This is a genomic window from Frigoribacterium sp. AC394, from assembly GCF_979258095.1.
This window is the reverse complement of sequence record NZ_OZ409834.1, coordinates 1,202,910-1,225,624: the sequence shown is the minus strand read 5'-3', so window position 1 is coordinate 1,225,624 and position 22,715 is coordinate 1,202,910. Positions and strand designations below refer to the sequence as shown.

Annotated in this window: 20 protein-coding genes; 13 read left to right on the top strand and 7 right to left on the bottom strand. The window is 73.2% G+C overall.

From position 1 onward, the window contains the following. Positions 1-133 precede the first annotated feature (133 nt). Together ACZZY9_RS05625 and ACZZY9_RS05620 are read left to right on the top strand one after the other, a co-directional pair. The gene (locus ACZZY9_RS05625; RefSeq protein ID WP_463463318.1) at positions 134-295 is read left to right on the top strand and encodes a hypothetical protein; all 162 of its coding nucleotides are present in this window, start codon (positions 134-136) and stop codon (positions 293-295) included. Positions 296-430: 135 nt separating this feature from the next. Further along, positions 431-1,567 (top strand): AI-2E family transporter, encoded by a 1,137-nt coding sequence (locus ACZZY9_RS05620; protein WP_463463317.1) that lies wholly within the window; start codon positions 431-433, stop codon positions 1,565-1,567. A gap of 78 nt (positions 1,568-1,645) precedes the next feature. Here the strand turns inward: ACZZY9_RS05620 and ACZZY9_RS05615 are convergent, their stop codons facing one another. The 3 genes from ACZZY9_RS05615 to ACZZY9_RS05605 form a co-directional block, all read right to left on the bottom strand. After that, a complete protein-coding gene (locus ACZZY9_RS05615) occupies positions 1,646-2,290 on the bottom strand; it encodes an MOSC domain-containing protein (RefSeq protein ID WP_463463316.1) in 645 nt (214 codons plus the stop codon). Between the two features lie 64 nt (positions 2,291-2,354). Next, on the bottom strand, positions 2,355-3,080 hold the full coding sequence (locus tag ACZZY9_RS05610; RefSeq protein ID WP_192059099.1) for a TSUP family transporter: 726 nt from the start codon (positions 3,078-3,080) through the stop codon (positions 2,355-2,357). Next, on the bottom strand, positions 3,077-4,102 hold the full coding sequence (locus tag ACZZY9_RS05605; protein WP_463463315.1) for an EamA family transporter: 1,026 nt from the start codon (positions 4,100-4,102) through the stop codon (positions 3,077-3,079). The genes ACZZY9_RS05610 and ACZZY9_RS05605 overlap by 4 nt, the downstream gene beginning before the upstream one ends. Positions 4,103-4,175: 73 nt before the next feature. Between ACZZY9_RS05605 and ACZZY9_RS05600 the strand changes: the two genes are divergently transcribed. Beyond that, positions 4,176-4,733, top strand: coding sequence for a CGNR zinc finger domain-containing protein (locus tag ACZZY9_RS05600; protein ID WP_463463314.1), 558 nt, complete (start codon positions 4,176-4,178; stop codon positions 4,731-4,733). Positions 4,734-4,802: 69 nt separating this feature from the next. Here ACZZY9_RS05600 and ACZZY9_RS05595 read toward each other — a convergent pair whose 3' ends face one another. Further along, entirely contained in the window at positions 4,803-5,135 is a 333-nt protein-coding gene (locus ACZZY9_RS05595) for a DUF3140 domain-containing protein (RefSeq protein ID WP_243213926.1), read from the bottom strand. 33 nt (positions 5,136-5,168) lie between these two features. After that, entirely contained in the window at positions 5,169-5,951 is a 783-nt protein-coding gene (map, locus tag ACZZY9_RS05590; RefSeq protein ID WP_243213927.1) for a type I methionyl aminopeptidase, read from the bottom strand. Positions 5,952-6,110: 159 nt separating this feature from the next. On the opposite strand from map, the gene ACZZY9_RS05585 reads away from it, so the two are divergent. From ACZZY9_RS05585 to ACZZY9_RS05560, 6 genes are all read left to right on the top strand, one after another. Then, positions 6,111-6,389: a helix-turn-helix domain-containing protein gene (locus tag ACZZY9_RS05585; RefSeq protein ID WP_463463313.1), complete on the top strand. Its 279-nt coding sequence runs from the start codon at positions 6,111-6,113 to the stop codon at positions 6,387-6,389. A 574-nt stretch (positions 6,390-6,963) separates the two neighbouring features. Continuing rightward, positions 6,964-7,926, top strand: a complete 963-nt coding sequence (locus ACZZY9_RS05580) for an NAD(P)-dependent oxidoreductase (RefSeq protein WP_463463312.1) — start codon at positions 6,964-6,966, stop codon at positions 7,924-7,926. A gap of 131 nt (positions 7,927-8,057) precedes the next feature. Beyond that, on the top strand, positions 8,058-8,666 hold the full coding sequence (locus ACZZY9_RS05575; protein WP_463463311.1) for a hypothetical protein: 609 nt from the start codon (positions 8,058-8,060) through the stop codon (positions 8,664-8,666). A 241-nt stretch (positions 8,667-8,907) separates the two neighbouring features. Beyond that, positions 8,908-10,644: an oligosaccharide flippase family protein gene (locus ACZZY9_RS05570; protein ID WP_463463310.1), complete on the top strand. Its 1,737-nt coding sequence runs from the start codon at positions 8,908-8,910 to the stop codon at positions 10,642-10,644. Beyond that, positions 10,641-11,999: a glycosyltransferase family 2 protein gene (locus ACZZY9_RS05565; RefSeq protein WP_463463309.1), complete on the top strand. Its 1,359-nt coding sequence runs from the start codon at positions 10,641-10,643 to the stop codon at positions 11,997-11,999. The genes ACZZY9_RS05570 and ACZZY9_RS05565 overlap by 4 nt, the downstream gene beginning before the upstream one ends. Positions 12,000-12,064: 65 nt before the next feature. Then, a complete protein-coding gene (locus ACZZY9_RS05560; protein WP_463463308.1) occupies positions 12,065-13,234 on the top strand; it encodes a glycosyltransferase family 4 protein in 1,170 nt (389 codons plus the stop codon). On the opposite strand, the gene ACZZY9_RS05555 is transcribed toward ACZZY9_RS05560, so the two are convergent. Continuing rightward, a complete protein-coding gene (locus tag ACZZY9_RS05555) occupies positions 13,222-14,244 on the bottom strand; it encodes a glycoside hydrolase family 16 protein (protein WP_463463307.1) in 1,023 nt (340 codons plus the stop codon). The genes ACZZY9_RS05560 and ACZZY9_RS05555 overlap by 13 nt on opposite strands. Positions 14,245-14,652: 408 nt before the next feature. On the opposite strand from ACZZY9_RS05555, the gene ACZZY9_RS05550 reads away from it, so the two are divergent. Then, complete coding sequence (locus ACZZY9_RS05550) at positions 14,653-16,962, top strand: hypothetical protein (protein WP_463463306.1); 2,310 nt, start codon at positions 14,653-14,655, stop codon at positions 16,960-16,962. Then, positions 16,955-18,817, top strand: a complete 1,863-nt coding sequence (locus ACZZY9_RS05545; protein WP_463463305.1) for a PIG-L family deacetylase — start codon at positions 16,955-16,957, stop codon at positions 18,815-18,817. The genes ACZZY9_RS05550 and ACZZY9_RS05545 overlap by 8 nt, the downstream gene beginning before the upstream one ends. A 68-nt stretch (positions 18,818-18,885) precedes the next feature. Here ACZZY9_RS05545 and ACZZY9_RS05540 read toward each other — a convergent pair whose 3' ends face one another. Continuing rightward, a complete protein-coding gene (locus ACZZY9_RS05540; RefSeq protein WP_192059071.1) occupies positions 18,886-19,239 on the bottom strand; it encodes a PRC-barrel domain-containing protein in 354 nt (117 codons plus the stop codon). A gap of 340 nt (positions 19,240-19,579) precedes the next feature. Here ACZZY9_RS05540 and ACZZY9_RS05535 point away from each other — a divergent pair, with 340 nt between their 5' ends. Together ACZZY9_RS05535 and ACZZY9_RS05530 are read left to right on the top strand one after the other, a co-directional pair. Then, on the top strand, positions 19,580-20,929 hold the full coding sequence (locus tag ACZZY9_RS05535; protein ID WP_463463304.1) for an MFS transporter: 1,350 nt from the start codon (positions 19,580-19,582) through the stop codon (positions 20,927-20,929). A 398-nt stretch (positions 20,930-21,327) separates the two neighbouring features. Continuing rightward, the gene (locus tag ACZZY9_RS05530) at positions 21,328-22,710 is read left to right on the top strand and encodes an NtaA/DmoA family FMN-dependent monooxygenase (protein WP_463463303.1); all 1,383 of its coding nucleotides are present in this window, start codon (positions 21,328-21,330) and stop codon (positions 22,708-22,710) included. The last annotated feature ends 5 nt before the right edge of the window (positions 22,711-22,715 follow it).

Sequence of the window (22,715 nt, the reverse complement as noted above, 5' to 3'; positions counted from 1 at the left end):
GAACGTGCGGCAGGGGAGTCGCCGAGACCGGACGGCCAGAAGCACCGATGGTACCCGAGCCCGCCGAGAATAGTTCATGGTCTGCATCTTCTCGGTGGACACGACCCCGGAGTCGCGGCGTAGGGTGCCGGGCATGAGCACACCAGAAGAGACCACCGCCCCCGACGGATCGACCGACGTCACGGACGAGCAGGCGAAGCGCACCGAAGGGCTGCCCGACGGCTCGAAGCCCGGCCTCGTCGACGACTCCGAGGAGAGCGACGACAGCGAGATCTCCGACGGGTCCGCGAACTAGCGACACCCGTCCCTCCGGCCCCGCTCGGGCGTCGACCGCAGACCGCTGCGGCCGGCGACCGGGTGGGGCCGTGTCGTGCCCGGCGGCCCCCGACGCCGGCGGCCCCCGGCCGCGGTGGCACGCCAGGATGGCCGCATGGCTCTCTCCTCACGCGCCCGCTCCGTCCGTCGTTCGGCGACGGCGACCGGGCCGACGGGCGCGACGCACCCCGCGCCTCCTGATCCCGCCCGTCGCACGGGGGCGTTCCGCTTCGGTCTGATCGCCACGCTCGGCGGCGGACTCGGCGTGGGCATCATCGTCTCGCTGATGGCGCTGTCGACGATCCTCGTGTACATCGGGCTGGCGTTCTTCCTCGCACTGGCGTTCGAGCCGGTGGTCCGAAGACTCGTCCGCGCGGGCGCCCCGCGCTGGGTCGGGGTGGTCGCCGCCGTCGTGCTCGTGATCGGGGTCGTCGTCGGCATCGTGGCCGCCGTGGTGCCGGCCCTGGTCGAGCAGATCGGCTACGTGATCCGCGAGACCCCGGCCACCCTGCAGCAGCTGTCGCGAGAGCCGTGGGTGCAGCAGGCCGTCGAGACCGTCGGCTTCGACTTCGACATCGACGACGCGGTGGGCGCGGTGTCGTCGTACCTGCTCGACCCCGATCAGCTGCTCGCGCTCGGCGGCGGCATCCTGGCCGTCGGTCAGGGCATCACCTCGGCGATCACGGCGGTCATCGTCGTCGCCATCCTGACGCTGTACTTCGCGATCACCCTGCCGCAGATGCTCCGCTCGCTCAGCCGGGCCGTGCCCCGCAGCCACCGCGAGCGCGTGATGGACATCTCGGACGAGGTCTTCCTGTCGGTCGGCCGCTACGTCGCCGGTCAGGTCGTGCTGGCCGCGGTCAACGCGGTGTTCGTGTTCATCGTGCTGTCGATCGCCGGCGGACCCGTGCCCGTGCTCTTCGCGACCCTGGCGTTCCTCGGGGCGTTGATCCCCGTGGTCGGCACGGTCGTGGCGTACGCGGTCATCGTGGCGGCGACGATCACCGTCTCGCCCGTCACCGCGCTCGTGGTCGGCGTCGTGCTGCTCGTCTACGCGCAGATCGAGGCGTACGTGCTGACCCCGCGCGTGATGTCCAAGGCGGTGGCGGTGCCCGGCGCCCTCGTGATCGTCGCGGCGTTCGGCGGAGGGGCCCTCGGCGGCGTGCTGGGGGCGCTCGTGGCCATCCCGATCGCGACGGCGGGCATGCTCGTCTTCGAGCGGGTCGTCGTGCCGCGGCAGCAGCGCGTCTGACCCCGGAGCCGAGGAGGCGCGGGGCGGGGAGCCGAGGAGGCGCGGGTCGGCAGGGCCAGGAGGCGCGGGTCGGGAGGGTCAGTAGCCGACGGTTGCCCGAGTCGCAGCCTTCTCGGCGAGGCCCCGCACGATCTCGCTGAGCCGGGGTGCGGGCGCGGCCAGGAGCGCCGACGCCTGCTCGGGCTCGAGACCGGCGAAGACGTCGCCGATGGTGACCCCGTGCGCAGGGCGCGACACGACCTCGATCGGATCGCCCGCCCGGACCGGGCCGGCCTTGACGATGGACAGGTACGCGCCGGGGCGCCCCTCCGCCTGGAACCGCTTGACCCAGCCGCTCTCGCCGAGTCGGCGGGCGAAGGTCGCGCACGGCGTGCGGGGCATGGTCACCTGCAGCACGAGCGACTCGCCCACGGCCCAGCGCTCGCCGATGACGGCGCCGGTGACGTCGAGCCCGTCGACCCGCAGGTTCTCGCCGAAGAGCCCGGGTGTCACCTCGTAGCCGAGGATCCCCGCGAAGTGCTCGGCGTCGGAGTCGGCGTACGCGTAGACGGCCTTGTCGGGGCCGCCGTGGTGGGCGCGGCTCGCCTGGACGTCGCCGCGGACGCCGAGCCGCTTGACCTCGACCGGGCCGTCGACGGGTCGCTTGTCGATGGCCGTGACGCCCACCGAGCCCGAGTCGTCGAGGAGGGCGTGGACGCGGCAGACGGCGGTCAGCGAGGGCATGACGCCATGCTGCCGCACGGGGCGGCCCGGCGACAAGCACCGCGCGACCGTCCGCCTCCGACCGTCAGAGCAGCAGAACGCCCCGGACGACCGCGGCTGCGCTGCCGACCGCTGCGAGCACGAGCACGAGGATGCGCCCCACCCGGGCCGACACGTGCCGACTCAGACGGTGGCCGGCGACGGCGCCGATCAGGAGGGCGGCGAAGGCGCCGACCCAGACGCCCCAGGGTTCCGACGGCACGCCCTTCGACAGCACCGACGCGAGGTTGACCGAGAGGAGGAACACCTGCCCCGTGCCGACGAAGACGTCACGCGACCACCGCTCGCTGGTCGCGTGCACCGTCAGCGCGGGGCCGCCGACCCCGGCCGTGACGTTCATGAAGCCGCCGAGCGCACCCGCCGCCACCGCGCCTCCTGGGCCGGGCAGCAGCCGCACGGTCGACGAGAACGCCATGACGAGCACGCCGACCAGGGCGAGCACCCCGACGGCGACGGTCAGGGGCCCGGTCGGGGCGGTGCGGACGACCCACGCCCCGATCGGGACGGCGACGAGCGCCGGTGCCACGAGCAGCAGGGCGCGCCGCCACCGCACGGTGCGCCACGTCTGCGCGAGCAGCACCGCGGCGAGGGCGGCGGCGAGCACGTTGCCGACGGTGACGCCGGCCTCGGGGCCGAGCACGATGACGAGCAGGGGCGCGGCGGTGAGGGCGAAGCCGATCCCCGAGATGCGCTGGGTCAGCGCCCCGAGCATGATCGCGGCGGCGGCCAGGCCGAGGGTCAACGGGGTCACCGCTCCACGCTAGCCCCCGGGGGAGCCGCGTCCGGCATGTCGACGGCGGGTGCGGGCGCCGCCTGGGCCACGGGTGCGATGGCGGGCGCGGCTTCGGCCACGGTGTCTTCGGGCCGGCCCTCGCGATCCGAGCGCACGAAGGCGATCCCCACGAGGATCGCCGCGCCGCCGAGCCCCTGCAGGAGGGTGAGGGACTCGCCCAGCAGGATCCACGCCCACAGCGCGGCGGCGGCGACTTCGAGCAGACCGACGAACGACGCCAGTCGCGACCCCAGCATCGTGGTCGCGGTGATGCTCGCCGCGTACGAGATCGCGGTGGCGACGACGCCGACGGCGAGCATGGGGATCCACCAGGCGGTCGTGGCGCCGAAGAGCTCGACCGGGGCCGTCGACGCCGTGTAGGGGACCAGGCCGGTCAGTCCGACGATCGCGAGCACGACGACCCCGAGCAGCAGCCCTGCGCAGGCCAGCGCCACGGGAGGGAGTCCCTCGGTCGGCCGGGCCGCGATGACGAAGTAGGCGGCACAGCAGACCATCGCCACGGCCGCCGAGGCGAGGCCGATGGGATCGAGACGACCACCGCCGCTCGGCGACACGACGAGCACGAGCCCTCCGGCGGCGACGGCGGCGCCGATCAGGACGACTGCGGCCGGCCGGCGACGGGTCACGACCCAGGCGACGGCGACGAGGAGGAGCGGGGCCATGTATTCGATCAGGATCGCGGTGCCGACGGGGATGCGCCGGACGGCTGCGAAGTAGAAGACCTGCGTGCCGACCACGCCGACGACGGCCATGCCGAGGATGCGCCACCGGGCCGTCCAGAGGGTGCGCCCGCGACCGCGCAGGGCGCGGAGGGCGAAGGGGACCAGCACGAGACCGCCGACGAGGGCGCGCACGGTGACGGCCGCGGCGGGGCTCCAGTCGCCCTCGAGGAGGGGCTTGACGAGGGCGCCCGAGACGCCGAACGAGGTGGCGGCGACGAGGGCGACGAGCAGGCCCCGCGTGGTCGGGTGATGCGACATGGGACGCCTTCTGGTCAGGGGCTGGAGGAGGTGTTGGTCCTGACGCTAAGGTGTCTTCGGATAAGGAGTCAACTTGCATTTCGCCCCTGACACGACCGACGTCCTCGCCTTCGACGTCGTGCTGCTCAACACGTCCGCCTCGGCGTCGAGGTCGGGTGCCGACGAGCTCGCGACGATCGAGCAGCTCGGCGGGCTGCTGGCCGAGAGCGGCTTCTCGGGGCGCATCGACCACGACGAGCGCGAGCTGCGCGAGGTGCACGAGGCACGGACCGAGCTGCGACGACTGTGGTCGCTCGATCGCGAGACGATGGTCGGTGAGGTCAACGCCCTGCTCGGCGCCGCCGACGCGACACCGCGCCTCGTGCGGCACGACGACTTCGACTGGCACGTGCACGCGACGGCCGACGACGCCCCGCTCGCCGTGCGCATCCGCGTCGAGGCGGCGCTGGCCCTCGTCGACGTCATCCGCTCCGACGAGGTCGGGCGCCTCCGGGCGTGCGAGGCGCCCGACTGCGACGGCGTGCTGGTCGACCTGTCGCGCAACGGCTCGAAGCGGTTCTGCAGCGTGCGATGCGGCAACCGCATGAACATGGTGGCGTTCCGGGCTCGTCAGCCGACGGACGGCGCCTGACCGCGCCTCCTCGGCTCCCGTCGACCCGGCCGGGTCCGAGCGGCCCGGCCCGCCCTGACGGAGCCGGGGCTACTTCAGGGGGTCGTTGCCCCAGTTCATCAGCGACCAGCGCCAGGGCGTGTCGGTGACGTCGCCGTCGGGGCGCTGCTTCGAGTGGCGGGCGACGTAGCCGACGACCTTGCGCATATGGGCGTAGTCGTCATCGGTGTAGTCGGCCTGCTTCTTCTTCAGGATGCCGACGATGCGCCGACCGCTCGCGTGACCGGTCGACTCGTGGCCGTCGGTCTTCTGGCCGACCTCCTTCGACTCGTCGGTGTCGAGCCAGCGCTCGAGCTCGGAGGCGGTCATGTTGACGGCGTCGCCGAACTCGTCGCGCGTGGCCTTGTCGTCGTGGTCGGTCATGCGCCCATCGTGCTCCCGCGGGGCGCTCGGGGTTCAGGCGCGGAGGTGCGCCGGCAGCGTCATGATCTCGGCGCCGGTCTCGGTGATCGCGATCGTGTGCTCGGTGTGCGCCGTGCGGCTGCCGGTCGCGCTGCGGAGCGTCCAGCCGTCGGGGTCGGTGACCAGCTCGTCGGTGTCGGCCATGATCCACGGCTCGAGCGCGAGCAGCAGCCCCGGGCGGAGCTTGTAGCCGCGGCCGGCGCGACCGGTGTTCGCCACGTGCGGGTCCTGATGCATAGTCGAGCCGATGCCGTGACCGCCGAACTCGACGTTGATCGGGTAGCCGTCGGCGCTGAGCACCGCGCCGATCGCCGCCGACAGATCGCCGAGGCGAGCACCGGGGCCGGCCGCCGCGATGCCGGCCGCGAGGGCGCGGCGCGTCGAGTCGATCAGGGCGTCGCTCTCGGGCTGGGGGGAGTCGCCCACCACGAAGCTGACGGCCGCATCGGCCGCGATGCCGTCGAGCACGACCGCGAGGTCGAGGGTAAGCAGGTCTCCGTCGGCCAGCGCGTAGTCGTGGGGGAGCCCGTGCAGCACCGCGTCGTTCACCGCGGTGCAGATGTAGTGCCCGAAGGGACCCCGCCCGAACGACGGCGCGTAGTCGACGTAGCACGACGTGGCCCCGGCCTCGAGGATCATCTCGCGCGCCCACCGGTCGATCTCGAGCAGGTTCGTGCCGACCCGGGCGCGCCCCGACAGCTCGTGCAGGATGTCGCCGACCAGCGCACCGGTGCGCCGGGCTCGGCGGAGTTCGTCGGGGGTGAGGATCTCGATCACGCGGGGGCCTTTCGGGGTGCGGGGTGCGGTGGTCTGGAGGTGCGGTGGGGCGTGGGGGCGTGCGGGCGTGCGGTAGGTCACGCGCGGCTGGCGATAACTATCACGCGCAGCTGGCGATAACTATACCGGCCATGTCGTACCGGTACTACTATCGGCTGCATGGTCCGACTCCCTCTCAGCCCCGCCGAGGTCGAGCGCGGTCGCCGACTCGGCGCGACGCTGCGCCGCGCCCGTGGCCAGCGCTCGATGCTCGAGACGGCCATCGCCGCAGGCGTCTCGCCCGAGACCCTGCGGAAGGTCGAGACCGGGCGCATCGCGACCCCGTCGTTCGCGACCGTCGCGGCGATCGCGGGCGTGCTCGGGCTGTCGCTCGACGCCGTCTGGGCCCAGGCCTGCTCGCCCGGCCGACTCGACGAGCCGGCGCTGACGGCCTCCTGAGCCGCGCCTCCTCGGCTGGGCTGGCGTGTGCGGATCGCGACCTCTCGGTGGCGCTGGTGTGCAAATCGCGACCTCGGCGGTGGCAGGCGTGTGCAGATCGCGACCTGGTCAGTGAGCGTCGTGTGCGAATCGCGACGTCGTCGGCGGGTGGCGTGTGCAGATCGCGACCTCGCCGGGCGGTGCCTGTGCCGAACCCGACCTGGCCAGACGGATCCCGCGGGCCGAACCCGACCTGTGCGCGTTCACACACCCTCGAAAACACCCGTCCTGGCCGAGTAAAGCCAGATCTAGTCGCGATTTGCACACCGGGGAGGAGCGGGGGTGGTGCCTAGGAGGCGCGGGTCGTCAACTGAGGAGGCGCAGGTCGGGATCGGGGGGAGGTGGCCGGCGTCGCCTGTGCCGAACCCGACCTGGCCAGGTGGATTCTGCGGGCCGAACCCGACCTGTGCGCGTTCACACACGGCTCAGAAGGCTGGTTTCGACGCTCGGAGGCCGGATCTGGTCGCGATTTGCACACGCGGGGGAGCGGCGGCGGCAGCGGGCAGGCGCGGGGCGGGGCTCGGTAGGTTGACGTATGACCGATCTCGCCGTGACCATCCTGCCCGCCGCCGCCGCCGACGCACCCGAGGCCGCCGCGTGGGGCGCGGCCCCGGCCCGGCGGGCGCTCGCCGAGACCGGCGCCCGCGAGGTCGAGCTCGGCGACGAGACCCGCATGATCGTCGTCGCCGGCCGCGTCGACCAGGCCGAGCTGCGCCGCGCCGTCGACGAGCACCCCGGGGTCGCCGTCGTGCAGCTGCCGAGCGCCGGGGTCGACGCGTACGTCGAGACCATGCGCGCCACCCGCCGCGACGGGCTCGTCTTCACCAGCGCGAAGGGCGCCTACAGCGCGCCCGTCGCCGAGCACGCGCTCGCGCTCACGCTGGCCACGCTGCGGTCGTTGCAGATCCGGGCCCGCGCCTCGTCGTGGGAGCAGACGCAGCGCGGCATCTCGCTGAACGGCGGCCATGTGCTGATCATCGGGGCGGGCGGCATCGGCACGGAGCTGCTCCGGCTGCTGCAGCCGTTCGACGTCGAGGTGTCGATGGTCGTCCGCACCGCCCGCGAGGTCGAGGGGGCCGCACGCACCGTCACCACCGATCGCCTCGACGAGGTGCTGCCCGACGCCGACGTCGTGGTCGTCGCCGCGGCGCTCACCGAGGGCACGACCAGCCTGATCGGCGCCGACCGGCTCGCCGCCATGAAGGACACCGCCGTGCTCGTCAACATCGCGCGCGGGCCCCTCGTCGACACCGACGCACTCGTCGCGGCGCTCGCCGAGGGTGCGATCGGCGGCGCCGGGCTCGACGTGGTCGACCCCGAGCCGCTGCCCGACGGTCACCCGCTCTGGAGCGAACCGCGCGCCCTGATCACCCCGCATCAGGCGAACACCGACGTGATGACCGCGCCGCTCTTCCAGGAGCGCGTCCGCGCGAACATCGAGGCGCTCGCAGCCGGGCACGAGCCCGTCGGCGTGGTCGACGTCGACGCCGGGTACTGACTCCGAGGAGGCGCGGCGCGGCCCCGAAGGAGGTGCGGTGCCGTCCCCGGAGGACGCGGTCCCGGAGGAGGTGCGGGTCGGCACCCGCGAAGACGGCGCGGTCCCGGCGACGGCGGCGTACCGTCGCCCGCATGAGTCGTCGTGCGCCTGCAGCCCGTTTCGAGGGCCGGATCGCCGGAATCGGCACCGCCTCGGGCACTCGTGTCGTGATCGGCATGTGGGAGCGTTCGCCGCTCGGCCGCTTCACCGACGTGATGATCGAGGACGGCGCCGGCCACCGCCTCCTGCTGGCTCCCTCGCAGGCCGTCGCCGACTACGTCTCGTCGACCTACACGTTCGACGAGGTGCGCGTCGTACCGGTCGAGACGCGTCGCGTCGACGGTGGCATCGCGGTGACCGCCGGCGATCTCGCCGTCCGGCTGACCATCGGCGCGGTGTCGCCGCTCGGCATGCTGATGCGCATCGTCCCGCGTCGGGTCGCGACGGAGCCGCTGTGGCTCCGGCTGATCGATCCGGTCGCGCGGGTGCTCGTCCGGGGTGCGCGGACGGCCGGCTCGGCGGGCGGCGGCAAGCGCGAGTACTACGGCGTCACGCTGGTCCGCGACGTCTCGGCGGCCGTGACCACGCGGGCGGGCGACGATCTGGGGCCGTTGGCGCCGCTCAGCCCGCCGGTGCGCTTCGGGTTCGGCTCGGCCCCCGCGCGCCCCAGCCTGGTCGACGTCGTCACGACGATCCGCTGATCCGCAGCTCAGCGGGGATGCACGGGAGCCAGGACACCCGCGGGTGAGACGGGGTGAGCGGGCCGCCACGGAGTGCTCGCGCACCCCGGACGCGGCATTGTCCGACGCTCGACCATGAGATAGCTTCAGTCTTCGACGCTCGACCAGGCTCGCTTACCCCTCGGCCCGATCGACGACGCCGACGCGCCCCGAAGCGTCCGGCAGGCTGCGTCCAGGACCCGAACCTGACAGGACACCACCCATGCGGTCAGCCCCGCCCGAGAGACCCGACGACCCCGCCGAGACCCGGCTGCCCCCGACCTCACCCCGACACGCGGCCGAACCCGAGCCGCGCCCGTCGGCTGCGTCGCCGGCGGCCGGAATGCCGGTCTTCGACCCGCCGCCGGTCACCGACCCGACCCGGAACACCGGGTCGGCGGGCGCGGACGCCGCCCCCGCCGACCCCGACCAGTCGCGGCTCTTCGGGCGCGGTCTGCTCTACGTCATCATCTGGTCGCTGCAGCTCGTCGTCGGCACGGTGGTCTCGCCGGTGCTGGCCCACCTGCTCGGCGTCACCGACTTCGGCGCCTTCTCGACCGCGCAGGCGATCTTCCAGGTGCTCAGCGTGCTGGCGCTGCTCGGTCTCGACCAGGCTCTCGTGCTGCAGCACGCGGAGGACGGCGACGCCCGGAACGCCCGCGGGCTCGTCGCCGTCGGCCTCGTCATCTCGTTCGTCGCCACCGCGGCGGCCGTGCTCACCGTGCCGTTCTGGGCCGGAGCGCTCGGCTTCGGCAGCGAGCACGACCTGCTGCTCGTCGTCCTGCTGTGGGCTGCCCCGTCGGCGGCCGTCCAGGTGATGCTCGCCCTGCTGCTCGCCGAAGACCGCTTCCGGGCGTTCGCCACGACGAGCATCGTGTCGGCCGTGGGCGGCCAGGCGATCGGACTGACCCTGCTGCTGACCCTCGGCGGCGGCGCGCTCACCTACGCGTGGGGCAGCGTCATCAGCCAGACCCTGGCCATGGTGATCGGGCTCTGCTTCACCCGACCGCTGATCGGCGGTCTGGTGAACGGGCCGGTCGCGAAGCGCGCCCTCTCGTTCGGCGTGCCGCTCGCCCTGGCGAGCCTGGCGTACTTCGTCCTGAACGCCGGCGACCGAATCGTGCTGCAGCGGCTGATGGGCCCCGACGCGGTCGGCCGGTACCAGGTCGCGTACGTGGTCGGCTCGTCGGTCATCCTGCTGCTCTCGTTCACCAACAGCGCGTGGGCGCCGCACTTCGCGAAGATGCGCGACGAGACGGCCCGGTTCGCGCTCGCGATGACGGCGCGCAACGAGATCTACCGTCTGCTGAACCCGATCATCGTCGCCCTGACTCTCGTGACCCCCTTCGCGATGCCGATCCTCGTGCCGGCGAGCTTCGACCCGTCGAGTCTCACCATCGTCGTCTTCGTCGTGGCGCTGACGGCCTACCCGGCGACCGCGGGCGGCGCGAGCGGCCGTCTTCTGACCATCGAGCGGCGGGCCAAGACCCTCGGCGTCATCACCGGCGTCGCGGCGGCGGCCAACGTCGGCCTGAACCTCCTGCTGGTGCCGCCGCTCGGCATCCTCGGCGCGGCCGTCGCGACCGTCATCGCCTACTCCGTGCTCGCGGGCCTGCAGCTCGTCGTCCTGCCCAAGCGCGTCGCGTGGCACGGTGCCCCGCTCGGACTCCTGCTCACCGTGCTGGCGAGCGTGGTCGTCGCCGGGGCCACCATCGCGCTGCCGCAGACCCTCGAATGGAACATCGGGCGCTGCATCGTCGCACTGGCCTGCCTGCCGTGGTTCCTCCGCCGTCTCGCCGCCGCCCGCCGCCCCCCGGAGGTCGACGCCGCGGACGACGACGCCGCGGACGACGCCGCGGGCGCCGCGCCGGAAGCCCCCGCAGCCGAGGCCCCCGCCCTCGACGACCCCGTCGCCGCCATGCCCACGCACCGATCACGCCACGACCAGGAGACCTCATGACCCGCCGCCCCCAGGTCGTCGAACCGGCCCCGCGCCGGGTCGTCGTCCTCGACCTCGCCGAGCCGCTCCCCGACCTGGTGGCCGACGACCGGTACGACTCGGCCATGGTGTTCGGCACCTGGCGCGGTCTCCCCGTCGGCGTGGCCGACGTCATGCTCACCGACGACCCGGCCGCGGCGCGCGCGGCCCTGACGCCGCTCACCGATCTGCGCGACGACTCGATCCGCTACGAGGCCTCGCGCCCGCCGCGCCTCCCGGACGACCGCCTCCCCGCCGTCACCGTCGTCGTGTCGACGATCGTCGGACGGCGAGAGGACCTCGAGCTCATGCTCGACGGCTTCGCGGACGTCGACTACCCCGACGTCGAGTTCCTGATCGTCGACAACCGGCCCGTGCTCCCGTCCGACGACGTCCTGCCCGGGCTCGTGGCGGGTCGCGACCGGGTCCGGGCCATCCACGAGCCCCGCAAGGGCATCTCGGCCGGGCGGAACGCCGGCGTCGCCGCGGCCCGGGGCGACATCATCGTCTTCACCGACGACGACGTGCGGGTCGAGCCGAACTGGCTGCGCGAGCTCGCCCAGCGCTTCGTCGACGACCCGCGGGTCGACGCCGTCACCGGTCTGATCCTGCCCGCCGAGCTCGACACCCCGGCCCAGATCTGGTTCGAGCGCTACTACGGCGGCTTCAGCGGCGAGCGGACCTGGCGACCGCTCGTGCTCGACGCCGAACGCCCCGCGTCGCGCCTGGTGCGCGGGGCGCGGATCACGGTCGTCGACGACGGCGAGGTCGTGCGCCGCTTCGCGGTCTACGGCGTCGGCGCGTACGGCGCCGGGGCCAACATGTCGTTCCGTCGGAGCGCGCTCGAGCGGATCGGCGGCTTCGACCTGGCCCTCGGCACGGGCACGCCCGCCCGTGGCGGCGAGGACCTCGCCGCGTTCATCGGGGTCCTCTGGACGGGCGGCCGCATCGCCTACGAGCCGGCGGCGGTCGTCCACCACCGTCACCGCCGCGGCACCGACGAGCTGCTCAAGCAGCTGCGGGGCAACGGGCTGGGCTTCACCGCCATGCTCACCTCGCTCGTGCTCGGCGACCGCCGTCACATCGCGGGGCTCGCCTGGCAGCTGCCCCTCGCCGTCCGGTCGATGGCGGCGCAGAGCCTCTCCCGCATCGGAGGAGGCGCGTCCGACGCCGCCGAGAGCCGCCCCGCCGGTCTCGAGGACGAGTACCCCCGGTCGCTCGTGCTGAACGAGCTGCGGGACTACCCCAGGGGGCCGCTCGCCTACCTGCGCAGCCGGCGACTCGCGCGTGCGATCGCCCCGCGCCCGGCGGATGCGCCGGTGGCCGCGCGATCGTGACCGCGCCTCCTCGGCTCCGCCCGGACCCCAGGGGGCCGCGAGCCGGGTCGTCGACGCCCCTGAGGGTGCTGACGACCGCCGAGCGGCTGCGACCGGTCGGCGGCGTCGAGCTCTGCATGCTGCAGGACACCGTGGGCCTCGTGGGGCGCGGTCACCGCGTCGACGTGCTGTTCCACCACGACGGCGTGCAGCGTGCCGAGTACGCGGCCTTCGGGGTCGAGCCGATCGGGCCGTACCCGTTCGACGTCGACCGGTCGAGCGTGCTCGGCGATCTGCGGCGCTTCGCACCGTCGATCGTGCGGGCGCGGAGCCTCGCCTCCGACGTGCTGTGGCTGAACCGCCCCGAGCAGATCGTCTGGGCGCAGCTCGCGGCGCGCTGGGCCGGGCTGCCGATCGTCTGTCACCTGCACCACGCGCCGAACTTCCACCGCACGCGGCTGGTGATGACGGGGGTCGCGCACTTCGTCGCCGTCTCCGAGTTCATGAAGACCCTCTGGGTCGCCGCCGGGATCTCGCCCGAGCGCATCACCGTGGTGCACAACGCCGTCTCCGCCGACGAGTACCCCCCAGGAGGCGCGGCGGAGCTCGAGAGCGCCCGTCACGACCTCGGACTGGGCATCGCTCCCGGAGCCCGCGTGGTGCTGAGCTACGGGAGGCTGTCGGTCGAGAAGGGCGTGCTGACGCTCGTCGAGGCCTGGCGCGGGCTCGCCCTCGACCCCGAGCGCGCGGTGCTCGTGCTGGCGGGGCCGACACCGGTCGAACCCGAGGTGCTCGAGGCTCTGGCCGGTCTGCCCGAGGGGTCGTACCGTCTGCTCGACACCCGGCGCGACGTCGTCCCGCTGCTGCACGCCGCCGACCTCGTGGTCATGGCCTCGCATCTGCCCGAGGCCTTCGGTCGCGTGCTGATCGAGGCGATGTCGACGGGGCGGCCGGCCGTCGGCACCGACGTCGGGGCGGTCTCCGAGGTGCTCTCGGGAGAGTTCGCCGGCCTGCTCGTGCGCCCGGCCGACCCGCTCGACCTCGCCGCCCGCATCGCGTCGGTGCTCGACTGGAGGCACGACGACCCCGGTCTGGGCGAACGCTGCCGCGACCGGGTCGCGGAGGGGTTCCCCCACGAGCAGCACATCGATGCTCTCGAGGCCGTGCTGACGGCGCACGCCCGCCGTCGGGGCTCGGGGCGGCGGGCCCGTCGTCGAGCGGGCGAGCGCAGCCGGGGAGCCGCTCAGCCGTCGTAGCGGTAGATCGTGGCCCAGTCGATGTGGACGGCGCCCTGCGCGCCGTCCGGCGGGGCGCTCTTGAGGGTCTCGATCTGCATCACCCAGTGCATCTTCGCCGTGGGGATGTCGCTCCGGGTGGTGCCGATGGTGACTCCGTCGATCTGGAAGGCGATCTCGTCGGGACCCCATTCGATCGTGTAGGTGTGCCATTCGCTGAACGGCACGGCCGTGCGGCGGTCGAACGAGTTCTCGGACGGGTCTCCGAGCTTGTGGTTGTAGGCCCTGACCTCCTTGTCGAGGTGGCCCTCGGGGAAGTCGATCTCGCCGTCGTCCCAGTCGTTCTCGTCGCTCCAGAGCAGGAACGCCGCGCTGTAGCCCTCGACGGGGTCGGCGCGCAGCCGCACGCTGTAGCGACCGTGGGTCTGCCCGCCCCACTCGCCGTCGACCAGCGGCACGACGGCCGACGACGTCACTTCGTCACCGAGGGCCGAGACGCCGAGCGACAGCATGCCGTCGGCGACGGAGATCGCGCCGGCCCGGTACGTGCCGTTGTCGTTGGTGTCGGTGAAGCCGTCGTACGGCAGCCACGAGTCCGCGTACGGCCCGGGGAACGATCCGCGGGCGACCGGGGTGTCGAAGTCGTCGACGAAGATCTGCCTCCACCCCGGCAGGTCGCCGACGGGTGCGGCCTCGCCGCTCGGGGACGCCGTGTCGGCGGCGGACGCCGAGCCGGGGGCGTCGGCCGACATGTCGAGGTGCGGGGCGGATGGCACCCCGCCCGCCGGAGGCGCGGTGCCCGTGTCGGACGGGTCGGCGGGGGAGTACGTCGTCGGCGCGTCGCTCGGCACCGGGGCCACCGGGCCGGACGCCTCGTCGGTGCTCCACGGGGGGACGGCGCCGGAGTCCTCGCCGAGGACGATCATCGGCAGCCCGACCAGCGCCACGACCGAGAGGACGACCACCGTGGTGACGGCGACGCGCGTCCGCCGTCGTCGAGAGGACGCACGGGTTCTCTCGGTGTTCGGCACGTCGTGGGTTCCTTCGGGTAGCGATCGTCGCCGAAGCGGGCGCGGGTGCACCCGGCGCGTCGGAACGATCGAACGATCATCGCCCGCGACGTCGCGCGGGTCAAGGCGACCCCCGTCGAACGGGGCACCCCCCGATCGAGGGGCACCCGCCGGGAGGTCGACGCGTAGTCCACTGTTCACCCTGTCGATGTCCGGCCCCTGCGTATCGCGGGGGAGCTGAGCGCAAGTTACTCTGAACGGACCCGCCACGCCCGACACCCGAGGGCGAGGCGGCAACCCGAATCACGCCGACCCGAACCCGGCGCTCTTCCACCCCGCCGACGAGGCGACCCCCACCCAGGGTCAGACTGCTCCGTCGGTCGAGCGCGCCGCCCGTGATGGTCGGCGGCTACCCACTGGAGATCACTCGTGACCCGAGCTGACTCTGCCCCCGCGAGTGCGCGCCCCGACAGCGCCGATCCCGACCTCGCGAGCCGCAGTCACCCGACCCTCGTCCCGACCCGCGACGCCTACGCGGTGATGTCGCCAGGCCAGCGGCTCGCCGCGGCCGGACTCGTCTGGCTGACCCTGATCGTCATGGGGATCGGCTTCGCCACGCAGGCGACGGCGCTCCGCGAGCTGGCGGTGCCGGTCTTCCTGCTGCTCGAGCTCGGCATCGCCCCCGTGCTGCTGGCCGCTCCGATGCGGTTGTCGCGGTTCACGCTGATCGCCGTGGTGACGAGCCTGTCGGCGACGGTGCTGATCGGCACCGCCATGGCCCGGACGCACGTCTGGCAGCCGGCCGAGACGATGACCACGGTCGTCATGGCGACGATCGTGCTGCTCGCGACGGCGACCGTCCGCGAGATCATGGCGATCGGCCTCGACCGCGCGGCGAGACTCGACGGCCCCTTCGAGACGGTCACCGACTCCGTCGACGCCGAGGAGGCGCGGCCCGGCATCGCCGACCGCCTGCCCTGGGTGCCCCTCGCCACGGCCGTCGCCCTGGTGCTCGTCGTCGGATCGTCGCTGCTCGTGCGGAGCGACCCCACCCCCGGCGGCCTCTTCTCGCTCGAGGGCCCCGGCTGGTTCGCGGGTCTGGGCCTGCTCGTGGCGGCGACCGTCTTCGCGCTCGTCACGCACCGGAGCCCCGCCCTGCCGCTGCTCGCGCTCAGCGGCGTGGTCGTCCTGTCGCAGGCCATCGTCTACGGCACCCCGACCATGGTCAGCGCGGCCCGCCACGTCGGCGTGATCGAGTCGATCCGGGCCGACGGCGGAGTCACCCTCGGACGCGACATCTTCCAGTCGTGGGCGGGTCTCTTCTCGGGTGTCGCGTGGGTGGCCGACGTCGCCGGCATCCGCGACGTGATGGTCGTGGCGACCTGGTGGCCGGTGATGATCACCCCCATGATCGCCCTCGCGGCCACCGTGCTCGCTCGTCGGTTCCTCGCCGACGACGGCCGCGCCTGGCTCGCCGGCGGTCTCTTCGCCCTCACGCTGACCCTCAACACCATCTACTTCTCGCCGCAGTCGCTCGGCATCGTCCTCTCGCTGTGCATCGCGGCCCTGGCGCTCGGCGCCGGGCGCCCCGCGCGCGAGACGTCGTTCGCGGTCACGAGCCGACCCGCCGCGCCCGGCGAGCTCGTCGCCGAGGGCGACCCGGCCCACTCGGCCCGGCCCCGCGCCTCCGGAGTCCTCGGCCGGTGGTCGCTCGCGGCCATCCTCGTGCTCGGCTCGACGCTCGCGGTCACGCACCAGATCTCGCCGTACCTGACCACGGCGGCGCTCGGCGTCTTCGTGGTCTTCCGACTCGTGCGTCCGTGGTGGACCCCTGTCCTGGTGCTGGCGCCCGCCGTCATCTGGGCCCTGGCGAACCGGTCGGTGCTCGGCACCTTCCTGGTGCCGGCCGCGGCCGGCAACGTGATCGACAACGCGGCACCGCCGGTGCACGACGGCGCCACCCTCGACAAGCCGCTGGTCAACACGCTCGCGTTCGGTCTGCCGGCCGTCGTGCTCGTGATCATCGGGCTCGCCGCCCTCGCGTCGTTCCTGCTGCATCGCAAGAGCCGCCAGCAGTGGGCGCTCGTGCTCGCCGCAGCCAGCCCGGTGAGCCTGATCATCGCCACCAACTACGGCGCCGAGGGTATCTTCCGCGTGACCCTCTTCGCCGCCCCCTGGCTGTGCATCCTCGCGGTGATGCTGCCCTGGCCCAGCCGCCTCCCTCGCCGTCTCGGCACGACCGCCCTCGCCGTGGCGCTCGTCGGCGTCGTCGCCGTCAACGTGTTCGGCAACACCGCCCTCGACTGGAACCGGGTCGCCAGCGCCGACACCACCCGCGCCACCCTCGCCTTCGAGGACGAAGCCGAGTTCGGCGCCGCCCTGCTCGTGCCGGGCAACGGCAACGCGACCCCGGGCGCGCGGACGGCCAAGTACGACGAGGTGCAGTACGTGCCCCGCGAGTCGCTGGGCGGCTACGCCGACACGGGCCCCGACTACGACGCCGTCGCGGACGAGCGCGAGCTCACCAGCCAGTTCGCCCTCGGCTGGCAGGCGTCGGAGTACTACGTGCTGGTGTCGGACGTGCTGGGCGCCTACGACGAGCGCTACGGGTTCCAGACGTACGCCGACTACCAGGAGCTCGGGCGGGCCTTCGCCGCCGACGACCGCTGGCAGGTCGTCTACTCGAGCCCCACCGCCGTGCTCTACCGCCTCGCCGACCCCGAGGCCGTCCGTGGCTAGTCGGCGCGGTGCGGCGCGCCGTCCGTCGTCGCCTGCCGTCGCCGGGGTCGTCGTCGCGCTGACGCTGGCCGGCGCCCTCCTCGCCGCCGGACCGGCCGTCGCCGCCGACACCGGGCACGCCCCGCATCCGCTCACCCCGACCGGCTGCGGCGCGGGCACCACGCTGAACGTCGTCGCGCACCAGGACGACGACCTGCTGTTCCAGAGCTCGACGCTCGTCGCCGATCTGCAGGCCGGGCGGTGCGTGACGACGGTGTTCGTCACGGCCGGCGACGGCGGGCACGTCGAGCAGTACTGGCGCGAGCGCGAGCTCGGGCCGCGAGCCGCCTACGCCGAGATCCTCCACGTCGACGACGCGTGGACGACGTCGAACGTCGACGTCGACGGCCGCGCCGTCGCCGTCGCCCGCCTCGACGCCGACCCGCGCGTGCAGCTCGTCTCGCTGCGACTGCCCGACGGGGGCACCGACGGCGCCGGGTTCCCGAGCACGGGCGACACCAGCCTCACCGCGCTCTACACGGGAGCGATCGACTCCCTCACGACCGTCGACGGGTCGTCGTCGTACACCCTCGCCTCGCTGCGATCCACGCTGCTGGCTCTGATGACCGCGGTCCAGCCGACGAACGTGAACACGCTCGATCACCTCGGCACCATGCACGACGGCGATCACCCCGACCACCACGTCGTCGGCTATCTGACCGACGCCGCCCAGCGGCTCTACGCGACACCGCACGGGTTCGCCGGGTATCAGGGCTACGGCATCCGCGATCGCCCCTCGAACCTGACCATGCCGCAGGTGCTCGACAAGGCCGACGTCTTCTTCCGCTACGCCGAGCACGACCCGGCGACCTGCGGCGGGTGGGACGCCTGCTGGAACCGGTCCGAGCGCGAGTGGTTCAGCCGCCAGTACGCGGTCGCCACCGTGACCACCACGCCGCCCACGCCGGTCGTCACCGTGCCGGTCGACCCGCATGCGCCGCTCTCGGCGTACGACGTCACCTCCGGCGCGACGGTCACCGCGAGCTCCGAGAACACCGCCGACTCCCAGACCGCCGTCAAAGCGGTCGACGGCGTGGCCGACGGGTATCCGGGCGACCACCGGGCCGAATGGGCCACCCCGGGCGGCCGCGACGGCAGTCGGCTGACCCTGACCTGGCCGTCCGCTCGCAGCATCGACCAGGTCGTGCTGCACGACCGGCCGAACACGAGCGACCGCATCACCGGGGCGACCCTCTCGTTCTCGGACGGGTCGACGGTGGCGGTGCCGGCGCTCGCCGACGACGGGACGGCGAGCACGGTGACGTTCCCGGCACGCACCTCCTCGTCCGTCATGCTGACGGTCACCTCGGTGTCGAGCACGACCCGCAACGTCGGGCTGGCCGAGATCGTGGTGCGCTCGGCGACGGCGGCGCCCGTCGTCACCCCGCCCGTGGTCACCGACGTGACGGCCGGGGCCGTCGCCACCGCCAGCTGGGACGACGCGGCGAGCGGGCAGACGGCCGACAAGGCGATCGACGGCGTGGCGGACGGTTATCCCGGTGCCCCGCAGAACGAATGGGTCGCGCCCTGGGGGCGCGTCGGGGTGACGTTGACGCTCCGCTGGTCGACGCCGGTGACGATGGACACGATCGTGCTGCACGATCGCCCGAACCTCGCCGACGACGTGACGGGCGGCACACTCACCTTCTCGGACGGCAGCACGGTCGCCGTGCCGGCCCTCGATGCCGCAGGAGGCGCGACCACGGTCCGATTCGCCTCGCGCGCCTCGACGTCGGTCGCCTTCACGACCACGTCGGTCAGCGCGAGCACGCGGAACGTCGGACTCGCCGAGCTGCGGGTGCAGCAGACCAGCTGAACGGACGGACGGGGTCGACACCGCCTCCTGGCGACGTCGACCCCGTCGGATCGTGCGGCGGATGCCGGTCAGCGGCGCCCGAGGCGGCGCTCGCCGGTCGAGCCGACCGAGTAGGCCAGGCCGTAGTGCTCGAACACGGCGGGTTCGCGCGACGCCTCGAGCTCGCCGTCGGTCTCGATCGAGGGAGCATCCTTGACGATCTTCTTGTCGAACTGCACCTTGAGGTGCTTCGGCGCGACGACCGCACCCTGCAGCGGCACGAAGAGCAGCTTCTTGCCGACGATCCCGGCCTGCACGGTGGCGAACGTGGCCAGCTCGGTCGAGGTGTCGAAGTAGATGCTCTCGAGCGTGCCGACCTTGTCACCGTTCGGGTCGACGACGGGCATGCCGATCCAGTCGCGCAGGTTCTCGGCTTCGAACATGGAGTCCCTCTCTGTCGACGGGGGTCAGGGCCGCCGCGACGACTCCGACGCTAGTCGCCCCCGCCCCGGCAGCCGCCCTGCCCGTGCCTCCTGGAGAGAGGACGGACCGGCCCGTCCTGAGAAAGGCGGTCTCGGGCCTTGCGGCCGGGGGAGGGGGATATGTCACACTGGAGAGGAGCGCCCTCGTCGTGGAGTGGCAACATCCCATCCCCACCCGTCAGCAACGATCGCGGCGAGTGCGCATCGCCCCCGCGACCCGTGCCTCAGCACGCCTCGTGGCGGCGTCCTCCCGGCGAGTCCTCTCGTCGTGCGCGCTCTCCGCCCGAACGGAGGCACGCCCGTGACCGACACACTCGCCCGCCCATCGACCGGTCGGAGCCAGACCGAGCAGCCGCACACCCTCACCGCCTCGGCGGTCGTCGGGATCGCCGTGCTGGGGCTGTCGACCTTCTTCGCGATCACCACCGAGCTGATGCCCGTCGGGCTGCTCTCGACCATGAGCGCTGATCTGGGCGTGGCCGAGTCGCGTATGGGCGTCGTGGTCACGGTGTACGCGCTCGCCGTCGCCGTGCTCGCGCTGCCGCTCACGTGGGCCACGGCGCGGGTGCCCCGCAAGGCCGTGCTCGTCGCGACCCTCGTCGGGTACACGGTGTCGAACCTGATGGTGGCCTTCGCCCCGAGCTTCGAGTTCCTCTGCGCCGGGCGCATCGTCGGCGGCGTCGCCCATGCACTCTTCTTCTCGGTCGCGTCGGCCTACGCGACCCGCATCGTGCCTCCTCGGCTGGCGGGCCGCACGATCGCGTTCGTCTACTCGGGCAGCTCGCTCGGCTTCGTGATCGGCGTGCCCGTCGCGACGACCGTCGGCGACCAGGTCGGCTGGCGTCTCGCCGTCACCGGCGTGGCGGTGGCCTCGGCGCTGCTGGCCGTCGTCGCCCTGATCTTCCTGCCGTCGGTGCGCGGCGAGTCGTACCCGCACATCGGGTCGGTCGCATCGTGGGCGCGCAGCGGTCTGCTGGCCGTGGTCGTCGCCGACCTGCTGCTCTTCGCGGGTCACTACGTGGTCTACACCTACATCGGGCCGTACCTGGTGGACGCGGGGCTCGGCACGGGCTCGACGGGCACGGCGCTGCTCGTGCTCGGGGCGACCGGCGTCGTCGGCCTGCTCGTCGCCGGAGCGTTCGTCGACCGGGCGCCGCGGCAGACGCTGCTCGTCGCGGTCGGGGTCATGACGCTCGCCCTCGGTGCGTTGCCCTTCGTGCACGGCTCGCTGATCGGCACCTTCGTCGTCGCGGGCGTCTGGGTGGCGGCGAACGGCACGACGGGCACCCTGTTCATGGCCGCCGCCATCCGCACCGGCGGGGTGAGCCCCGACATCGCGGGTGCGCTGATCAATGCGGGGTCGAACGTCGGCATCGCGGCCGGGGCGGCGCTCGGCGCCCGGGCCTTCGAGATGACCGGGCTCGCGGCGCTGCCCTACACCGCGGCCGTCATCGTCGGCGGGAGCTTCGTCGTCGTGCTGCTGGCCCGGCGCGGGTTCCCGACGATCGGGCACTCGCAGGTGTCGCTGTCGACGTCGAACCTGCGCACGATCACGTCGTCGGTCGCCGTGGTCACGGGCTCGGTGCGGACCATCCCCTCGGCCACCGGATCCGTCCCGACGCTCGGCGGCCACTCCCGCCCCGACGCCTGATCCGCGCCGCCGCCTGGACCGCCCCGCCGCCTGGCTCGCCCCGCCGCCTGACTCGCCCCGCCGCCTGGACAGCCCCTCCCTGCCGCCTGACCCGCGCCTCCCTGCCACCTGACCCGCCCCTCCCTGCCACCGGTGCAAATCGCGACCGAACGGTCGCGCGGCGGGTGCATTTCGTGGCGTCATGGCCCGTTCCAGCGAATTGAGTCGGGTTCGGTACGCCCGCACGCCCGAAGTCGGTCGCGAATTGCACACCGGGGGAGCCGAGGAGGCGCGGCGCGGCATCGACCCGGCTGCCGCGCGTCACCCGAGGAGGCGCGGCGCGGCATCCGCCCGGCACCCCCGCGTCACCCGAGGTCATCGCGCAGCGCCGCCACCGTCCGATCGGGCAGGATCGACGCATGACCGAGTCCTCCGCGCCGAAGCAGCTCATCCTCAACCTCTTCGAGATGAACTGCGTCGGGCACATCACGCACGGTCTCTGGCGTCTGCCGCACAACCACCGCAGCGAGTACAAGGACATGGCGTACTGGCTCGAGCTGGCGCGGCTGGCCGAGAGCGGGGGCTTCGACGCGATCTTCATCGCCGACGTGCTGGGCGCCTACGACGTCTACGGCGACAGCCCCGCGCCCGCCCTGCTCGAGGGCATCCAGGCTCCGAACAACGATCCGATGCTCGTCGTGCCGGCGATGGCGGCGGTGACCGAGCATCTCGGCTTCGGCATCACGTTCTCGACCAGCTACGAGCCGCCGTTCGCGTTCGCGCGGCGCATGTCGACGCTCGACCACCTGACGAAGGGGCGCGTGGGCTGGAACGTCGTCACCTCGTATCTGCCGAACGCCGCCCGCAACTTCGGCCTCGACGCCGAGATCCCGAAGGCCGAGCGCTACGCCCGGGCGGCCGAGTACCTCGATGTGCTCTACAAGCTGTGGGAGGGGTCGTGGGAGGACGATGCGGTGGTCGCCGACCCCGGAGCCGACGGCCTCGAGCCCGGTTCGGGCGTCTACACCGACCCCGCCAAGGTGCATGCCATCGATCACCGGGGTGACCACTTCCGGGTGGCCGGGCCGCATCTGAGCGAGCCGTCGCCCCAGCGGACCCCGGTGCTGTTCCTCGCGACGGCGTCGCCGAAGGGCGTCGAGCAGGCGGCCCGCAACGCCGAGGTCGTCTTCACGGGCGGCCCCGCGGTCAAGGCGGTGGGTGCGGCCACGCGGGCGGCGGCCGTCGAGGCGGGTCGGGCGGCCGACGACGTGCGGTTCATCGTGCAGGCGGGTGTCATCACCGGGCGCACCGACGCCGAGGTCGCCGAGAAGCTCGCTCTCTACCGGTCGTCCGCCAGCGCGCAGGGGCGGCTCGTGCACCGCAGCGTCCCGTTCGACGCGCTGTCCCACCCGAGCGACCGCACGGTGCGCGAGGCCCTCGAGATCGAGGGTCGTCTCGACCACCCGGGCGCCGCCTCCCTGCCGCTCGACATCACGGTCGGCCAGCTGGTCGATTCCGTCGACGAGGCCTGGGGCGGCACCTTCTTCGTGGCCGGCACGCCGACCGTCGTGGTCGACGAGATCGAGCGCTGGCTCGACGAGGAGGGCATCGACGGCATCAACCTCCGTCAGTACCACTCGTTCGACACGCTGCGCGACTTCGTCGAGCTGATCGTGCCCGAGCTCCGCCGCCGTGGGCGCGTCCGCGAGGCGTACGTGCCGGGGGAGACCCTGCGCGAGCGGCTCACCGGAGGCGGCCCGCGCCTCCCCGAGACGCACCCGGCGGCCGCCTACCGGCGCTGAGGTCT

What these genes read in the sequence shown, in the direction of transcription:
- ACZZY9_RS05625 (WP_463463318.1), top strand. Translation starts at nt 134, where the DNA reads ATGAGCACACCAGAAGAGACCACCGCCCCCGACGGATCGACCGACGTC.
- ACZZY9_RS05620 (WP_463463317.1), top strand. Translation starts at nt 431, where the DNA reads ATGGCTCTCTCCTCACGCGCCCGCTCCGTCCGTCGTTCGGCGACGGCG.
- ACZZY9_RS05615 (WP_463463316.1), bottom strand. Translation starts at nt 2,290, where the DNA reads ATGCCCTCGCTGACCGCCGTCTGCCGCGTCCACGCCCTCCTCGACGAC.
- ACZZY9_RS05605 (WP_463463315.1), bottom strand. Translation starts at nt 4,102, where the DNA reads ATGTCGCATCACCCGACCACGCGGGGCCTGCTCGTCGCCCTCGTCGCC.
- ACZZY9_RS05595 (WP_243213926.1), bottom strand. Translation starts at nt 5,135, where the DNA reads ATGACCGACCACGACGACAAGGCCACGCGCGACGAGTTCGGCGACGCC.
- ACZZY9_RS05585 (WP_463463313.1), top strand. Translation starts at nt 6,111, where the DNA reads ATGGTCCGACTCCCTCTCAGCCCCGCCGAGGTCGAGCGCGGTCGCCGA.
- ACZZY9_RS05580 (WP_463463312.1), top strand. Translation starts at nt 6,964, where the DNA reads ATGACCGATCTCGCCGTGACCATCCTGCCCGCCGCCGCCGCCGACGCA.
- ACZZY9_RS05575 (WP_463463311.1), top strand. Translation starts at nt 8,058, where the DNA reads ATGAGTCGTCGTGCGCCTGCAGCCCGTTTCGAGGGCCGGATCGCCGGA.
- ACZZY9_RS05570 (WP_463463310.1), top strand. Translation starts at nt 8,908, where the DNA reads ATGCGGTCAGCCCCGCCCGAGAGACCCGACGACCCCGCCGAGACCCGG.
- ACZZY9_RS05565 (WP_463463309.1), top strand. Translation starts at nt 10,641, where the DNA reads ATGACCCGCCGCCCCCAGGTCGTCGAACCGGCCCCGCGCCGGGTCGTC.
- ACZZY9_RS05540 (WP_192059071.1), bottom strand. Translation starts at nt 19,239, where the DNA reads ATGTTCGAAGCCGAGAACCTGCGCGACTGGATCGGCATGCCCGTCGTC.
- ACZZY9_RS05530 (WP_463463303.1), top strand. Translation starts at nt 21,328, where the DNA reads ATGACCGAGTCCTCCGCGCCGAAGCAGCTCATCCTCAACCTCTTCGAG.